Origin of the sequence: uncultured Duncaniella sp., assembly GCF_910578445.1 — a bacterium.
Classification (GTDB): Bacteria; Bacteroidota; Bacteroidia; order Bacteroidales; family Muribaculaceae; genus Duncaniella.
The window spans coordinates 136,573-153,284 of record NZ_CAJTQC010000002.1; the positions used below are offsets into that span (position 1 = coordinate 136,573).

Genomic DNA, 16,712 nt, shown 5'->3' on the forward strand with positions numbered 1-16,712 from the left:
GTGAAAAGATTAAAAAGTATTATGACGCAGTCTCAGGCTTTTTCAGTTCCGGATAGGATATGCGTGAGTGGTACATGGTGCGGAGGCGTTGCGCGAACACTTCTTTTATCGTGCTGACGTCGCGGAACGATATTGGCGATTCGTTGTGCAGGCCTTCGGCTATCTGAGAGTCGATGATTTTGTTGACAAGCGCCGAGATTGCTTCCGGTGAATGGCTCGTCATTGAACGGGATGCCGCTTCCACGGAATCGGCCATCATCAGCAGTGAGGTTTCTTTTGACTGAGGGTTAGGTCCGTGGTATGTGAAATTTGCGGGATCTACCTCCTCGTCGGGATGGGCGTTGCAGTAAGTGGTGTAGAAGTATCGTGCCTTTCCCGCTCCGTGGTGTTCCGAGATGAATCTGCGGATTACGGTTGGAAGTTTGGCTTTTTCGGCAAGCGCGAGTCCCTCGTTCACATGTCCGGTGACTATGCGTGCGCTCTGTATAGGATCAAGAGCGTCGTGCGGGTTTACGCCATGCTGGTTTTCGGTATAGAATGCCGGATTTTTGATTTTCCCTATGTCGTGATACAGCGCTCCGGTACGCACGAGCTGCACGTTTGCCCCTATTCGTGAGGCGGCTGCTGATGCAAGGTTGCTGACAGCCATGGAATGGTTGAATGTGCCGGGACATTCTTCGGATAGCTCCCTCAGCAGTGGGTTATTGATGTCGGATAGTTCCACGAGTGTCACACGTGAGGTGAAACCATAGATTCTTTCGAGCAGGAACATGAGCACGTAGCTGAACGAGATGAGTATTGCATTGATGGCAAAACAGCCGAACACCCGTCCTTCGGTGCGGGCGAGTGAGCCTGCCTGCATCACCTCGACGGCTATATATGAGAGTGTGTAGGCGAGGAATATGAGCGCGGCTGTGCGTATGAGCTGGCTTCTGCGTGAAAGGTCTTTGAGCGAATCGATTGCAACGACTCCGGCGATGAACTGCATGAAGATGAATTCGAGGGCAAACGATGCGACTATAGCGCATATCAGCACAAGGATTACATGGCAGAAGTAGGCCGTGCGCGAGTCGAGGAATATCAGCACGAGAATCGGCACTATGGTGAATGGCGTGATGTAGAATCCGGTTGAAAATCCGGCCTGCATTGCAAAGGCAAATAGGGTGAACAGTCCGATGAGGGTGACGATGAACACGACCGTGCGGTCATCCTCGAAATAGTCGCGTCGGAATATGTAGAGATAGGCGAACAGCATCCCGTAGAGGATGAGCATATATAGAATCTGTCCTGCCATTGGATAGTAGTGCTGTGAGATGGCGCTGTTGCCACGTTCGTTAGCGATTTTCTCGTAGGTATGGAGGACGGTTGCCAGACGTGAGGTCACGATGTCACCCTTATCGATTATCCTTTCACCTTGCTGGATGACCCCGACCGGGGCCATTGCTTTCTGATAAGCTTCGTTGAGCAGGCGTTGCGATGTGACGGTGTCGACAAGAATGTTCGGATGGAGTTCTTGCGAGAGTTTGGTCGCCGAGATGGCCTTGCGGACGTTCGGGTCTCTGAGCACACTGTCGAGATGCTCGTAGGCTCTGAAGGCCGAAAGGTAGTTGGCGGTCGGAATACTGATGGCCACGTTGTCATGGATGAAACGTACCGTCGGCAGTTTTCCCGAAGAAATTTTGGCATACGTGTCGCGGTCGACGATTCCGTTTTCGTAAACTTTGCGTATCTCCTTTATTATCTGGTTGCGCTGGGCCGGGGTTATGTCAAGATCATTTGTGGCGTTAAGACGGGTTGTGTAGTCTGAGATGATGGTCTTTTCGGCTGTGAGATCGCGCGTGAATACCGGTTCGAAATTAGCGTCGATACTGTCCTTGACCTTGGCTGCGCTCAGGGAGTCAAGGTGTATGGGAATGTCGAACGGGGCTGTCAGCAGTGCATAGCTCCACGGGCGACCTTCCTCGAATGTGTAATGGTTTTCGGCGGAACGCGGCAGGAAATAGACGGTCACCGATACAACAATTAGGAATAGCAGAATCCGGAGCGAAAGTTGGCGCGATGGCATTGGGTTCATATGTCGAAGATGTTGCGGACAATGGTCCAGATAATGATGGTTACGAGGATAAAGAGAATAAAAAATCTTGAGGAAAGTGTGCGTTGGAGTTGAGGATGTCGTGAGCCGATAAGCCGTGAGAAAATCAGAAGTGCCAACAGTGGGATTTCGATTATGAAAAGGGCGTTATAGCTGAAGGCTTCTTTGATGTCGCCGTTGAAAATGGAGTGTATGGCTCGTTGCGATCCGCATCCCGGACAGGAGAGTCCGGTGAGCATTTTGAACATGCATCGTGGATAGAGTCCTGACGACGGTTCAAATTTCAGATAGAGGATGCAGAGGCCGATGGCTGCCACGCATATTCCGGCTATGAGTAGACGGCGGTAGAGGGCAAACCTGTTGGAAAAATCTCTCTCGGTGGGCGACATCATTGCTGGCAGATTGTTTTTGGAGGGCTTTGACCGGTGTGTTTAAAGCAGCCCTCCGAAAATAACCGAGAACGGAGCCCATATCAGTCCGGCGACAAACGAGATTATCACCCATAGCTGTGCTTTTGACGATGCGTCAAGAGCTGCCATGTAATCTCCACGGTAGTATGCGGGCGAGACTTTCGCGGCATAGAAGATGGCGACGATTCCTGACGGAATGCAGCAGCAGATTGTTGCCAGAATAGCCAAGATGAGATAGTTGTTCGGCATGGGCGGGACTGCATTCGGGTCATTCTGAGGTTGGCCGTACTGGTATTGGCCGTAGGGCTGGCCATATGGATGCTGGCCGTTGTAGAATCCGCTGTAGGGATTGGCCTGCCGGGAGAAGTCGCTTTGTGTGAACTCAGGGCGGCTGTGTCCTTGGTTTATGTTATTGGAGGAAAGGATTGCGGCAATTTCAGGAATCGCGCTTGCGGTTGTCCAGTCGCTCAGACCTTCATGCCATACTGGGGTCGAAGGATTGAGTTCAGGTTTCGAGGCGATTTCTTCAAGTGTGAGCGGACCTTCCTGAACACTGTCTATTATGATCCAATATTTCATTTGTAGTGATAAAAAATGGTGTTATTAGCGTGGAATAAAGGATTATGAGGAGAAGGATTGAATGCGGGGACGCGCGGGTTGGCGTCCCCGTGTTCAGATTCCGATGCAGCGTGGCTGCATCAATATGCGGTTAGAAAAATTTTGTTTCTTCACCGAGTATGTCGGAGAGGACGGCATTGGCGAGTCGTGATGCTCCGAGACGGAAATATTCGTTGGTTTCAACCCACTGGTCGCCAAGGACTGTTTTCACGATTGTGTAGTATTTCAGGGCGTCTTCGGTGGTCGATACACCGCCGGCTGCCTTGAATCCTACCATGCGTCCGGTCTTTTCGTAATATTCCTTGATGCACTCACACATGATGTAGGTGGCTTCGAGCGATGCTCCGGGATATTCCTTGCCTGTTGAGGTCTTGATGAAGTCTGCTCCTGAGTAGAGTGAGAGGATTGAGGCATTGCGGATGTTTTCGGCTGTCTTGAGTGCGCCTGTCTCAAGGATGACTTTCATGAGGGAGTCACGGCAGGAGTGTTTCATTTCCGAAAGCTGGTCGCATACTTCCTCATAGTCTTTATCGAAGAAATCACCGAGTCCGAGCACCACATCGATTTCGTCAGCTCCGGCTTCGACTGCAAGGCCTACTTCGGCTACCTTGACTTCGATGAAGCTCTGGGCGCTCGGGAAGCATCCTCCGACAGCAGCGATGTCGACATCTGAACAGTCAAGCACCGTGCGCACGATAGGAACGAAATTGGGATAAACACAGATGGCTGCCACGTTTGGAAGGTCGGCATGTTCGTGGGCGAAAGCGTTGACTCTCTCGGTGAAATCTGCTACAGACCGCTGCGAGTCGGTTGATTTCAGAGTGGTGAGGTCTATGGAGTTGAATATTTTTTTGAGAACTTCAGGAGTGTTGTTCTCTGCGAGATGCTTGTCAAGGATTTCATTGACTTTTGCAGCGACTTCTGCATCAGATGTAGTGACGCGGCTGTCAGCAAGGACTTGTTGATATTTATCCATGATGATTATTATTTAAGTTTAGGGTATTAGGTAAATTATAAGTATGCTGTTTTAATAAAACAACAGATATATTCGTAAGTATTAGGCATGCCCGGCGTTCATGCGGTCAGAGGTCAGAGCTTTAATTTGGGGTTTGAGGCATGGCGCAGAGTGTCGCGGGCAGTCTTCTTTTCGATATTGCGCCGGAATGCTTCGGTCAGGTCTGTGCCGGTCTGGTTTGCTATGGCAGTCAGCACCCAGAGCAGGTCGGCAAGTTCGTCGGCGAGCGCATCGGGATTTTCACCTTCTTTAAACGACTGGTCGCCATATGTCCGTGCCATCAGCCGTGCCACTTCTCCGGTTTCCTCTGCAAGTATAGCCATGTTGGTAAGAGGCGAGAAGTAGCGGACTCCGACAGTGGTAATCCATTCATCGACTACCGTCTGGAGCGAACGCAGCGAAATAGAGTCGTCGGCCGTAGGTGTGAAATTCATAGTCAATCCTTTAGTTTTGAATCTATAACAATTGTAACAGGGCCGTCGTTCACAAGTGATACTTGCATATCTGCCCCGAATACCCCCTTTTTAACTTCTTTTCCAAGAAGCGAAGAGCATTCGTCGCAAAACATTTCATACAGGGGTATTGCAAGGTCGTGGCCGGCCGCACGTATATAGCTTGGCCTGTTCCCTTTCTTGGTCGAGGCGCAGAGTGTGAACTGGCTGACTGCAAGCAATTCGCCGTCGACATCTGCGAGAGAGCGGTTCATCACTCCGGCATCGTCGGAGAAAATACGCATTGCAACACATTTCGATGCAAGCCAACGCACATCGTCGGGGGTATCACCCTCGGCCACGCCGACAAGTACCATCAGTCCTTGGCCGATAGCGCTGTGAAGCTCCCCGCCTATGCTTACGGAAGCCTCAATGACACGTTGAATTACTAACTTCATAATCCGCAAATTTACAAAATAAATCGGATTATCTCTCTGAAAGGACTGAAAAATCAGGGTAACCAAGTAAGAATCCCCGCTTTCGTCTATAAGATGAGGATTATAATTCCCGTTTTTTTCGCCTCCTGTGAACTGATTTGAGAAAAATAACGTTATTAGATATGTACGTCAACTATTGTTTATGAAAGGGAAATCAAGATTGTTAATGGTGTTAGCAGCGTTAGGTCCCTTGGGCATGTCAGCCCAAGGGATTGCTGACGTTGTGGCAGCTCTGGAAAAGACGGGCTGCTATGAGGCCAATGCAAGTTTCAATGTGTCGCTTCCGCAGAGTGACAAAGATGTGGTCTACGAAGTCAGCCTCGCTTCTGCGCCGACTCCTGCCGACAAATTGTCGCCATGCTCCTATCTTACCGAATGGGGGCTGGAAACGCCGTCAGGCACAGTGAAAGGATTTTCGGCGTATTTCGACGGTCATCATTACCGTTATCGCAACGAGCGTCTGCAGGAATACCATATGGAATGGGACTCGATTCCGTTCATGTCGCGAGGCAATTCGACCGGGGTGCAGGGCAACGCGCAGTTTACCGACCTTTATCCAAGCTATATAGCCAAGGAGCTTTCTAAAATGGAACAGGACGGGCGATATACGCTCAGCGTTAAACCCGACGTGGCTTTTGACGGCAAGAAGGCTGTGGAAATAACAGCCGTGATGAAAGTCGACGATGTCACCGCTATGGAAAAAAGATTCCTGTTCGATGCTTCGACCATGATGCCGCTACGTATTGACACCGAGAGTAATCCGGGGCAGATAACGGAGCAGTCAATGTTCGTAAGTTATCGCTATCCGGCCGAGATGCACTGTCCCGAACTGGGCGAGGAGGCGCTTATGGCGCTTTATCCGGAGGTGTTTGAGAAATACAGGGAGAACAATTTCCGTATTGAGAATCTTGCCGGGACACAATTGCCTACATTTTCGCTCCCGACCACTACCGGCGAGCGCTACACTTATCATCGAGGCGACAACTTTGCTGCCCCGACTGTCATTGCGCTTCTCGACCCATCGGCAGGATTCAATGCCGAGCTGGTGGAAGGCGTGAGGGGGGCTGTCGACCGTCTGCCTGTTCAAGCCGATGTCATCTGGGTGTTCAACTCGACGAATATTGATGCAATCGAAGGTGTCATTCCCTCGATACGTCCCGGAGAGCATCTCCTGATGAACGGCAAATCGCTTGCCCGCGACTGCGGTGTGGCTTCTATGCCGGTAGTAATTATGGCAGACAGCACCGGAAAAGTAAAAAATGTTGTGCTTGGATTCAACAAGGAGATTGGAAACGTTGTTCTACAGACGATGGCTCTTGTCGAATAGACACTATAAGTTAGTAATGAAATAATAAAAACTACAGAATAATGGAAACCGTATTTTTTAAAGGCCAGCCGTGTCATACTTGCGGCACAGTACCTTCGATTGGCGAGACTGCTCCCTGTTTTCATCTTGCAGGCGCGGATTTGTCGCAGTTGCTTTGCACTGATTTTACAGGAAAGCGTGTAGTTCTCAACATTTTCCCGAGCCTCGACACTCCGGTGTGTGCCATGAGTGTCCGTCGTTTCAATCAGGAAGCTGCCAAGCTTGACGACGTTGTGGTAATCTGCGTGTCAATGGACCTTCCTTTCGCTATGGGACGGTTCTGCACAGTCGAGAATATCAAGAATGTAGTTTTCGGTTCGGCGTTCCGTTCGCCGCTGTTCGGACAGAAATATGGAGTGCAGCTCGTTGATGGCCCACTTGCCGGATTGCTCGCCCGCTGCGTCCTTGTCCTTGATGAGAACCGTCGTGTGGTTTTCCGTGATCTTGTTGAGGAAATCACCAACGAGCCTGACTATGACGCCGCACTCAAGGTGCTTAAAAAGGAAGTATGATTTTATCAATAGAATAAACAAACAACAGAGCGTCCGCCCGACTGAAACAGCATGGCGGACGCTCTGTTTTTCTGTTCAACGTGTGAAATCCTATAATTAGTTTGATTTCTTGCAAAATCAATATTCTCGTAAAATCAAGATTAGATTAGTTCAGCGAATCATTTCAAGTATGAATGAGGTCGTAGATTATCCACCAAATCAGTGTATAGACCAAAAAGACGATGAAGTAACGCAACGGTTTCGACTTAATAATTTGGAACTTGTCAGAAATCCAAAGAATAAGAGTCCCGAAGACTATGTATAAGATGAAATAATACCAAGGCATGCCCAGAAACATAATGCGGAGATTTTGAAGTTGTTTTCTTATTAGACGCGAATTTACGTAAAAAGTTACAGATGAGCAAAAAAGTTAATCGAAAATGACGGCATTGCAGATGTGATTGAGAGATGTCCACGGTAATTTGCGAATTTTCAATGAGAAATGTTTTGCTTTTCAACAGTATTGTTTAATTTTGCGAGTGGACTTGACGGATGTGAGCCCGCGACATTTAGAAATAAGCGTCATGCTCATCTTATAGACTGGAAATGTAGAGAATTTTCATTTGATGCAAGAGATGTCATGGGCGGCTCACGTATCCTGTGTATTAACCAATCTCTCCATTGTGCCAGTGGAATAATATCTTAAGACAATGAAAAATATATTTTGTAACACGCTGTCATTAAAGGCTCTTATTGCAGCCTCGGCGAGAAGCGTCTGCGTAATCTTAGTCCTTTTGACGGTTTCCATACCTTTTGACGTATATGGTCAGGAGCATGACAGCATTATCGGCCGGCCCTATAAATCGTTTGATACATCGGCGTTTTGTGCGTATAGCACCTTCCATCCGTCACAGTATCTGACCGATAACAACTGGGATATCCTATGTGCTTTTGTGGAGCCGGGTACGACCGGAAAACTGGACTCTCTTGGGATTCAATATAATAGAAGTCAGCTGAGATTACTTGAAGTCGGAGACTTACTTTCGTCAGATAAGGGCGTATACAAAACTTTAATGCCTATTTTCGGGAAAGCGGAGACGCGGACTATCAGGCTTCAGTCCAAGGCGTTTGCTGACAGTATATTCCCGGTGATTAAACCTGAAATATCGCAGTTGATTTCAGCCTTTGATAAAGCAGGATATTCAAAACAGACCTTTAGCCTTGTTTTCTCTTACTTGCTTGACACCTACATCTGGGATGACGAAAGGCTGCCTGTAGCTAAAAGCTTTGAAAATCACGGGACATGGTCGGGAGCATATTGGGCAATGTATTATCCACGCGACCATGTCAAAATCGGGACAAACGGTTTTGGAACCGTATATCAGAACTGGACGGATGAATTGGGCTATTGGATGAGTTCAGGAAAACTTTTCTCTTTCGCGAAAGAAGTAGGAAGGACCAACGGCAAACGGATTGAAAATAAAGAAGTCATTGATGCCGTCAAGGGATGGGGACTCGCTGATGAAAATGGCAAAATACTGATTCCTGTGATGCGTGTGGGCGGCAAGGATGATATAGATCTTCTTTGCAAGAGTATTACGACAAGACTAAGCGAAGCCGTAAAGAGCTACTGTCGCACTTGGAGCAAATCGCACGGCATTTATTCCGAAAAATTATCGCAAATAATTTTCTACCACGAAGTGATGTGGGATCTGCTTGATATAATGGAATCGAAAGGCATGATTTCCATACCCCCTATCCTTAAAGGCGAGGAAGTGGGTAAAGAGCATTTCGGCGATATCTGCTTTATCGTAATCAGAGAAGATAAGCAATGACAGGCATCTATGCATGGACTTCGTGCCGATGCACACCGTTTTTGAATTATTAAGAGTAAGTGACAGAAAGAACACACCGGTTTACCGGTATGTATCAATACTCCCTGTTTGAAGAAATTACCCCTGCCACAGAAGTTGTAGCAGGGGTAAGTCTTTTTGTCAGGGCATTATGACACACGCCCGTTCTGTTTGATTGGTCGATGGTGTCGGCAGGTCAATAGTCGCTGAAGAGTTTGGGTTTGATGACGAGGCCTACGCGCAGCATCGAGTGGAATTCCTTGTAGGCGAGGAGGCCTTCGCCATATCCGTTGTAGTACTGAACGAAAAGATACTGGTTGTCGCGCGGGAATATGCGGTAGTTGAATTCTACGGTCGTATTGTAGTTTAGCCTCCATCCTTTGCGTTTTACGAGATTTACGGCAAGCCCCATGCGTCCGTTGGTCGAAGTCACGGAAGTGCCTATCTGATAGATGCCGCAATAATCGAGGATGTCTTTGTTTTCAGAACCGTCGATTATCGGAAGCCACACTTTGCTGTGGACGAGTATGTGAGGGTCGATCATGATACTTCCGGCGAGACTGATTCTGTTCCACGAACGGGAGGCAGCTCCGTCGCGGCCGTTTGATTCGTGTTCGGCTATAAGGCTGACTTTGCCGACAAAGCGTCCCTTTACGAAGAGAGGCTTTGTCAGGCCGATACCGGGGTTGAAGTTGAGGTCGGTCATAGGCATCGAGTCCTCGAATATGTTCCAGAAACACTTCTGGGAATAGAATAGATAGAGATATGTCCCGAACGGCAGCGAGCTGCGGGTGAGGCGTTGGGCAATGGATATCTGGAATTTGATATTGCTGTTCTGCCGGGTTATTTTTTCACCGACCGGAACACCTACGATAAAGTAATTGTCCTTGTACAGCCCGAAGTAAGGTCCGTCGTCAAATGCGCGTCTTACGCTGTCGGTGTTTATGCTGTCGTTTCCGATGCTTACAATCTGTGCGTTTGCACCAGTGTGGAAACCGGCTATGCACAATGTCATTATAAGAGTGAATCGCAGTAGCGTTTTCATCAATGTGGTCTGATTGGAGGGATAAATAGTTGTGTCCGTTGGGTTGGTTTGAAAGAAATTTCAAACAGCTTCTGAATAAGAGTGCAAATATAGCGAAAATTTAGTAATTTTGCGGACATGCGCTATATTCATATATTAATCATCATGTTGCTGGTCTCGATGACCTCGTGTGGCAACGACGAAGAGTTTGTGATTAACTGTGAGATCCGGGGGCTTGGCTCTGAGGGTGTGGAGATGTATTACACCACCCGGAGCATGCAGCACTCCGGTTTTCATCCTGTCGATGGGAAAGTGTCGTTGAGGGGAGTGGCGTCAGAACCGACTCTTGTCGAGGTCTTCACGACCGCCGGCGAGCCGCTCTTCATGTGTGTCGCGCAGAATGGCGATGAACTTGAGGTGAAAATGGATCTTGAGAAGCCCGGTGTCCTTAAAATCAAGGGCAATGAAGCTTCGGAAGAATACGCGCGTTTTGTCACGGAGAATGATTCCATGCTGCGGAGCGGCGATGTGGCCGCAATCAACAGGCTTGTCGCCGATGAGGTGATGGCTCATCCCGGCCGTGTGTCGTCGGCGATGCTTCTGGTGACACGCTTTAACGCAAGAGGCTATGAGCTTAAAGCCGACTCGCTTGTCAATATATTAAAACCGGAGGCTCGTCCGTCGTGGGTTGTCGGTGCATATCCCGGGATGGTGGGCGAACAGGTTTCGTCCACGGCTCGCGGTAAGGTCAAGCCGATAACAATCAACTGCGGTCTGCTCAACGAACGAGACACGACTCTGCGCTATTGGCCCTCGAATCAGACCTACAGCATGATTGTCGTCACAGGGACCGGAAAGGGCGACAGCGTCCGCACCATGCTCAAGGAACTCACAGGTAAACTGCACGAACGCCGGTTCAAGGCGCTTGAAGTAGCCGTCATGGGCGATAGCGCTATGTGGAAGCTCGCAATACGACGCGACAGCGCAAAGTGGATGCAGGGCTGGGTGGCCGGAGGTGTTGCCGGGACTGCTGTGAGAGCCTTGCAGATTCCGGGTGTGCCTTATTTCATCGTGGCCGACAGTCTCGGCAATCAGGTCTACCGTGGCTATTCGGCCACAGCTGCCGGCGATAGTGTGAGGTCGCGCCTTGCGCGTTTCTTTGGCAGCGGGAATTCTGACGGGGGTAATGTGGCGGATACAGCCAAGGTGATGCCCGGGCCGGCCGACAAAGCATCAGTGCGCAATGCTGATCCGCTGTCCGTATCGCCACAAAGACGTATTCCGCTTCCCGATAAGCGGTTGCAGCGTATGGATGAAGAGCAGAAAGTCACGGCTGATGATGAAAGTGCTGTGATGAGGCCTCGGCCACGACGGTAAACGATGCAATAATCCAATTGTTTCTGCGTTAGGTAAAAAGCAATTACACCTTTTTACCGAATGAAAACACTCCTCCGCATAGTTTTTATTTTCATAGTCCTCTCGGCCTCTGTCAGCTGTATCGAGGACGGAATCGACACGTCGCCTTCGGCGCAGCCCGAATTTTCGGTCGATACGCTCAAGCTTGGCGTGGTCTTTACTGGCGAGCCTACGCCCACAAGCCGGTTCATGGTCTATAACCGCCATGATAAGATAATAAGCATCAGTAATATAGCTCTCCGCGGTGGCGACGGTGCATTCCGCATAAATGTCGACGGTTTTTCGGGTACGAGTTTCCAGAATGTCGAGATTCGTCCGAAAGACTCGATTTTTGTGTTTGTGGAGGCAACTTTGCGCCCCAACGGTCTTCCGGAGCTGACGGATTTCAACGACGTGATTGATTTTACAACCAACGGAGTGACCCGCAGTGTGGTGCTCAATGCGTCGGGTCAGGATGTCGAACGCCTTCATGGTCTCGTGATAGATTCCGACAGCCGTTTCGACGCCACTTATCCATATCAGATTTATGATTCGCTTGTTGTCGCACCCGGAGCTACACTTACCATAGCCGAAGGCGCGGTGCTTCATTTCCACGACAAGGCTTTCATGCGTGTCGAGGGGACTCTGGTCACCGAGGGGACTCCGCAACGTCCGGTCAACATGGCAGGTGACCGCACAGGCAATGTCGTGGGCGATATTTCATTCGACCTCATGGCCTCGCAGTGGAAGGGGCTGACATTCGCGCCTGAGAGCCGTGGCAACAGGTTGAGCCACACGATTGTGCGCAATACCGTGGCCGGTGTGCTCGCCGACTCGCTTTCGCAGGTCAGCATGCTCAACTGCCGTCTGCGCAACAGTGCCGGCTACTCGCTCGTGAGCCGTTACGCCGACATTTCTCTTACTGGCTGCGAGGTGGCCGAGGCTGCCGAGGGTGTGATAGCTCTCATGGGCGGAAAGGCTCAAATCAGCAACTGCACATTTGCCAACTACTATCTTTTTGCCGGACTCGGCGGCGCGTCGGTGCAGCTCTATCACTATGACACCGAGAGCGACAACGGTTCGGGCATGCCACTGCTCGAAGCATCGTTCGGCAACTGCATTTTCTATGGCAACGGGACAGACCTCTCGCCGGGCGATCTTAGTGGGAGCGCGGTCACTATCCACCGCTGTCTGCTTAAGAGCAACGGCAGCGACGACGACAATTTCATCGACTGCCTTTGGGGTGAGGATCCTCTCTATTATACCGTCAGAAACGATTATTATTTCGACTACCGTCTGCAGCCCGAATCCCCTGCAATCGGAGTTGGCTACACGGCTCTCATCCCTGAAGAGGGGCGTCTGGATTTCTACGGTGTGGACCGTGGCCCGAATCCAAACCTCGGTGCATATCAGGCCGCTAAGGAGGAGTGATTTACAGCTACGCCATAATGGTCAGAACGTATATTTGACTGTCGCCAGAAACTCAATCGGGCGCAGTGAGAATGTGTAGCTGTAGATGTCGGATTCCGAGAAATAGCTGTAGGAATACGAACGGCAATTGGTCAGATTCTTGCCACTGAGTTCGAAATCGAAGTGGCCGGTGTGATATCTCATTCCGCCTCCGACAAACAGGCTTTCTTTGGAGATGCCGTTGACGACAACGACGTGATTCCAGTAGCCCGACGCATATATTTCAAAACTCTTTACAGGATGCACCGACAGCGAAGCCTGCGCCACGATGTCGTTGACATTGTTGCGCATTGCGATGGCGGTGATTTTCTGGACAGAGCGTGTGTACCACGCATTGAGCGACAGGTCGATTGCGCCGTTAAACGGGGTGCTGCTGATTGCTCCGTGAAGTTTGTAGATGAGATTGCCCACTGTGTAGGGTTTCTGCTGCCGGAGCACCTTGCGATGCAACGAGTTCACGTTTCCATCGAGAGTGAAGGTCGTGCGCCACGGACGCATGTTTTTCGACACCGACAGTGTTGCGTTGAGCATATCGTTGCGGTTGCGGAGATTGTTGACCGTCGAGCTGACATTGTCGGCAGTCACATTGCTGCCGCTGATGCGGTTGCAGTGGCCGAAACGGTAGAGACCGGTGAAAGTGATGAAAATCGCTCTGATCGGGTCGCGGAAATTCAGATTGGCTGTGGCGCTGTAGCTCTCGGTGCTGTTGAGCGTCCCTGAGCCGAAGGTGGTGCGCTGGCGGTAGGTGATGTAGACCGGGTTGGTGATATAGTCCTTGATTCCGCCAAGCCTGACGCTTCTGCCGAGGCTAAGGGTGGTGTTGATTTTGGCCGTCGGTTTGAAATTGACCACGGTCCTTACCCCGAAATCCGTTTTGTTGAGCGGATATCTGCTGTCGGTCAGACGGTCGGAGAACCGCATTGCGGTCAGCGTCACCGGCACGAGCACTTTCAGATTGAATTTCGGCCCGGGGCGGTATCTGTATTCGGGTTCGACGATGGTCTGGAGGTCATAGCCGTTCACATTGTTGGCTGAGGATGAATTTCCGGCGCTGAAACCGGATTTGAATCTGTCGTAGGCCGACTCGAAACGCAGATTCACTCCGAGGGTCGAATTATTGTCAATCATCCACGAATGGCCTATTTTTTCGGTCGTCGTGAACGACAGGGCGCTTCCTCGCTGTGAGAGGAGTGCGACACCTCCGTCGGCCGCTCCTATGCGGCTGACAGGTGTGTTGACCACCGCAATGTCAGACTGAAACGATACGATGCGCTTCCCTTTGCGGATGGTGACATCAAGACTGTTGGCGAAATTATAGTCATCGGTGCGTGAATCCTGCATCACATCCCCGGAGTTAATGATGGAGTAACTGTTGTCGGCAAAGCGTCCGCGAAACGAAAATTTGTCAGAGATGAATCCCGTCGGGGCGTTATTCTCGATTTTTACGCTGAACTTCGCTTCCTGAGCATGAGGGTTGCTCTCGATTCTCTCATAGAAATCGATTGCAGGGTCGTCGCCGTTGCTGTAGGTGATCGACTCGGTGTTTACCGTGCGGTTGTCCTCGTCGGTATAGTCGGCCGTGAAATTGAGTTTGCCGTATTTCCCGATTTTTTTGATGGTGTTGACCGAGACTGTTGCGGAGCGGTTGTCGAAATAGCGTTCAGACGGGATTTTGGCTTCTCCGAATGGAGTCGAGCCGTAGAGGTTGCTCGCAATCGAACTCTTGTCGCTGCTTTCTGCAATGAGCGATTTCGTCTCATTGCCATACGAGCTGCCCCAGTTGTTTGCTTTGGCTGTAACCATCAGCTGTGTCGACGGAGCGATAAACATTCCGAAAGCCTCGCCGAGCCATTTTGTGTTGCCGTCATCGTCAGCGCCTGCACCCCCTTTCACGTTACCGACAGGTTTCAGCATGCTTTTGCGCTTCATCTTCAGATTGAGTGCGGCCCTATTTGTGATGTCGATATTCTTCAACACCTGTTTTGGCTGGTGGTTCTCATAGATTTCGACTGAAAGAATGTCGTCGGGCGATATGTTGCGGGTGGCGATGGCGTAGCGTCCTCCGACCACGTCGAGACCTTCGATATAGAATCGGTTGATTCTCTCGCCGTTATATGAAATACCGCCGTTTTCGTTGACTTCGACTCCGGGGAGCTTCTTGATGACATCCTCTATGTTGCGGTCGGCCTTGGAGCGGAACGATCCCACATCGTAGGTCAGAGTGTCGCCTCGGCTCTTTATCGGAGGGATTTTCACGATGACTTCCCGCAGTTCGAGAGGAGCTTCGGAGAGGACGACTTTCATCCCTTCGCGCATCCGGCCTATGGAGTAAGTGGCTGTCGAAAATCCGAGCAGCGAGAAGTTTACACGGCTGTCGGCGGCCGGTTTTCCCGAAAGGCTGAGCCTGAAATTGCCATTGCCGTCTGTCGAACAGAATGCCAGCATCTTGCCCGCTGTATCCGACATCGAGACTACGACCCCGGGAAGCGGTTCGCCTGACTTGTCGGCGACGCGGCCGCTCACTTTCCATTGGGCTGCAACTGTGCCGTGAACAGTGAGGAGAATCACTATCCATAGCAGTCGGTAGATGTGGCGTGGACTTTTCAAAGTGAGATTCGTTAAAAATATGAGAGATTAGGGTGCTTATGAAGCTTATGAATCAGTCTATTTCCACAGGATTGTAGAAAAGGCGACGGTGGGGGACGGCAGGAGTCCCATCGGGTTTTACAGCAGCAGGAAGCTCCCCACCGAGGAAACCTATGACATCTGTACTGAAGTCATACATCATCTTATTGAATGTCTTACGGTCGGTAGGAATACGGAATGATCTTAATTGATAGCCGAAATCCTTATTGCTTTTACGTAATTGGATTGCCTCGAATATATGTTCTTTTTTCTCGTCCTCGATTTTCAGAATAAGTCCGGGTAACCCTCCGAATTTTAGAGGTCCATTGCTTATCTGAATCTCTTCGGCGTACCATGCGTCCCATGTGCGCCCTCTGAATTCGGCAGTAGCCTTCCTGCATCTGTATCCGCATATTTCATCAGTTTCGTTTGAGATTTTCCAGTCAAACTCCGGAAGTTCTTCCGTGTAGACATAATTATCTCCGAAAATACCCTCATAATGATTCAATTTGTTTTCATTGAAGATTTTTAATGTTTCCGTAAGAGAACAAGATCCTACTTTCTTATAAACCTCATCGAACTCATCATAAGTCGGTTTCCCATTATAATCTGCCACAAATATAGAATCAAGTCTATATTCGTTATAGTTTCCATATTTGCTTGCTTTACGTCCGATTTCCAGAACCCAATCTTCAATATTTGTTTCATCAAAAAAAGGGTCGTAATTAGAATGTTCATAGACACATTCCATAAAACTATTATCGACAAACTGCACCTTACTAAGTTTTGCAGGCTGTGAACCTCTGTTAGAAGTCTGGCTCTGGGCTTCAATACTGCCTATTGCACTAAGGATAAGCAGCATGATTGATGTGATGTTGACTATGAGTTTCATGGTTCGTGGGAATGATGTTATGTGTGAAATGTCGGTTCGTTTGTGAATGTATAACTATAATTGGTGAAATGATTATATCGCTCGTTTGCAAATATAAATAGTTTATTTCATAATAACAAATATTCCCAACGAATTTAGTATGGTTGTCCCATGATTCTTGACAGACACTAAATTTTCACAGTACAGCCGGATTACTCCAGCTCAAGAGGATTGAAAAACAGTCGCTTATTGCCGATAGCGGGTGAACCGTCAGCTTTTGTAGGCATATTTGGCGAACCGGATAGGAAAGAGCCTGCGTTTGTCTTGTATTCCTTATACATCTCGTTGAATTTTTCTCTGTCGGTTTTTATAAGGAATGACCGGATGAAATAAGATAAGTCGGCATCATGCTTTCTCACCTGTAAAGCCTCCATAATATGCTCCTTTTTATCATCCTCTACTTTAAGAATCAATCCGGGTAAGCCACCGAATTTCCACGGCCCGTCTGTAATCGGTATCTCTTCGGTGTACCATGCAGTCCAGTTGCGTCCCCT

15 protein-coding genes are annotated in these 16,712 nt (G+C 49.5%); 5 read left to right on the plus strand and 10 right to left on the minus strand.

The features are described 5' to 3' along the window. Positions 1-19: 19 nt before the first annotated feature. From QZ311_RS01825 to dtd, 6 genes are all read right to left on the minus strand, one after another. The gene (locus tag QZ311_RS01825; RefSeq protein WP_297063265.1) at positions 20-2,065 is read right to left on the minus strand and encodes an HDIG domain-containing metalloprotein; all 2,046 of its coding nucleotides are present in this window, start codon (positions 2,063-2,065) and stop codon (positions 20-22) included. Between the two features lie 5 nt (positions 2,066-2,070). Further along, entirely contained in the window at positions 2,071-2,484 is a 414-nt protein-coding gene (locus QZ311_RS01830) for a DUF2752 domain-containing protein (RefSeq protein ID WP_297063267.1), read from the minus strand. 39 nt (positions 2,485-2,523) lie between these two features. Further along, positions 2,524-3,081, minus strand: coding sequence for a CD225/dispanin family protein (locus tag QZ311_RS01835; RefSeq protein ID WP_297063269.1), 558 nt, complete (start codon positions 3,079-3,081; stop codon positions 2,524-2,526). A gap of 130 nt (positions 3,082-3,211) precedes the next feature. Continuing rightward, entirely contained in the window at positions 3,212-4,096 is an 885-nt protein-coding gene (gene deoC / locus QZ311_RS01840) for a deoxyribose-phosphate aldolase (protein ID WP_297063272.1), read from the minus strand. A 113-nt stretch (positions 4,097-4,209) separates the two neighbouring features. After that, positions 4,210-4,569 (minus strand): nucleotide pyrophosphohydrolase, encoded by a 360-nt coding sequence (locus QZ311_RS01845; protein WP_297063273.1) that lies wholly within the window; start codon positions 4,567-4,569, stop codon positions 4,210-4,212. A gap of 2 nt (positions 4,570-4,571) precedes the next feature. Then, the gene (gene dtd, locus QZ311_RS01850; protein ID WP_297063275.1) at positions 4,572-5,024 is read right to left on the minus strand and encodes a D-aminoacyl-tRNA deacylase; all 453 of its coding nucleotides are present in this window, start codon (positions 5,022-5,024) and stop codon (positions 4,572-4,574) included. A gap of 235 nt (positions 5,025-5,259) precedes the next feature. Between dtd and QZ311_RS01855 the strand changes: the two genes are divergently transcribed. The 3 genes from QZ311_RS01855 (at position 5,260) to QZ311_RS01865 (ending at position 8,755) form a co-directional block, all read left to right on the plus strand. Beyond that, positions 5,260-6,390 carry a hypothetical protein gene (locus QZ311_RS01855; protein WP_297063277.1) on the plus strand — a complete coding sequence of 377 codons (1,131 nt, stop codon included), beginning with the start codon at positions 5,260-5,262 and terminating at the stop codon, positions 6,388-6,390. 41 nt (positions 6,391-6,431) lie between these two features. Next, entirely contained in the window at positions 6,432-6,941 is a 510-nt protein-coding gene (tpx, locus tag QZ311_RS01860) for a thiol peroxidase (protein WP_297063279.1), read from the plus strand. Between the two features lie 689 nt (positions 6,942-7,630). Next, the gene (locus QZ311_RS01865) at positions 7,631-8,755 is read left to right on the plus strand and encodes a hypothetical protein (RefSeq protein ID WP_297063281.1); all 1,125 of its coding nucleotides are present in this window, start codon (positions 7,631-7,633) and stop codon (positions 8,753-8,755) included. A 214-nt stretch (positions 8,756-8,969) separates the two neighbouring features. Here the strand turns inward: QZ311_RS01865 and QZ311_RS01870 are convergent, their stop codons facing one another. Next, positions 8,970-9,818, minus strand: coding sequence for a phospholipase A (locus QZ311_RS01870; RefSeq protein WP_297063283.1), 849 nt, complete (start codon positions 9,816-9,818; stop codon positions 8,970-8,972). A 117-nt stretch (positions 9,819-9,935) separates the two neighbouring features. Here QZ311_RS01870 and QZ311_RS01875 point away from each other — a divergent pair, with 117 nt between their 5' ends. Next, the gene (locus QZ311_RS01875; protein WP_297063285.1) at positions 9,936-11,174 is read left to right on the plus strand and encodes a hypothetical protein; all 1,239 of its coding nucleotides are present in this window, start codon (positions 9,936-9,938) and stop codon (positions 11,172-11,174) included. Positions 11,175-11,234: 60 nt separating this feature from the next. Continuing rightward, on the plus strand, positions 11,235-12,623 hold the full coding sequence (locus QZ311_RS01880) for a right-handed parallel beta-helix repeat-containing protein (protein ID WP_297063287.1): 1,389 nt from the start codon (positions 11,235-11,237) through the stop codon (positions 12,621-12,623). A 21-nt stretch (positions 12,624-12,644) separates the two neighbouring features. On the opposite strand, the gene QZ311_RS01885 is transcribed toward QZ311_RS01880, so the two are convergent. The 3 genes from QZ311_RS01885 to QZ311_RS01895 form a co-directional block, all read right to left on the minus strand. Beyond that, positions 12,645-15,269 (minus strand): carboxypeptidase-like regulatory domain-containing protein, encoded by a 2,625-nt coding sequence (locus QZ311_RS01885; RefSeq protein WP_297063289.1) that lies wholly within the window; start codon positions 15,267-15,269, stop codon positions 12,645-12,647. A 52-nt stretch (positions 15,270-15,321) separates the two neighbouring features. Further along, positions 15,322-16,179, minus strand: a complete 858-nt coding sequence (locus QZ311_RS01890; protein WP_297063291.1) for a GLPGLI family protein — start codon at positions 16,177-16,179, stop codon at positions 15,322-15,324. Positions 16,180-16,370: 191 nt separating this feature from the next. Continuing rightward, positions 16,371-16,712, minus strand: a 342-nt coding sequence (locus QZ311_RS01895) for a GLPGLI family protein (RefSeq protein ID WP_297063293.1), incomplete at its 5' end; no start/stop codon positions are given.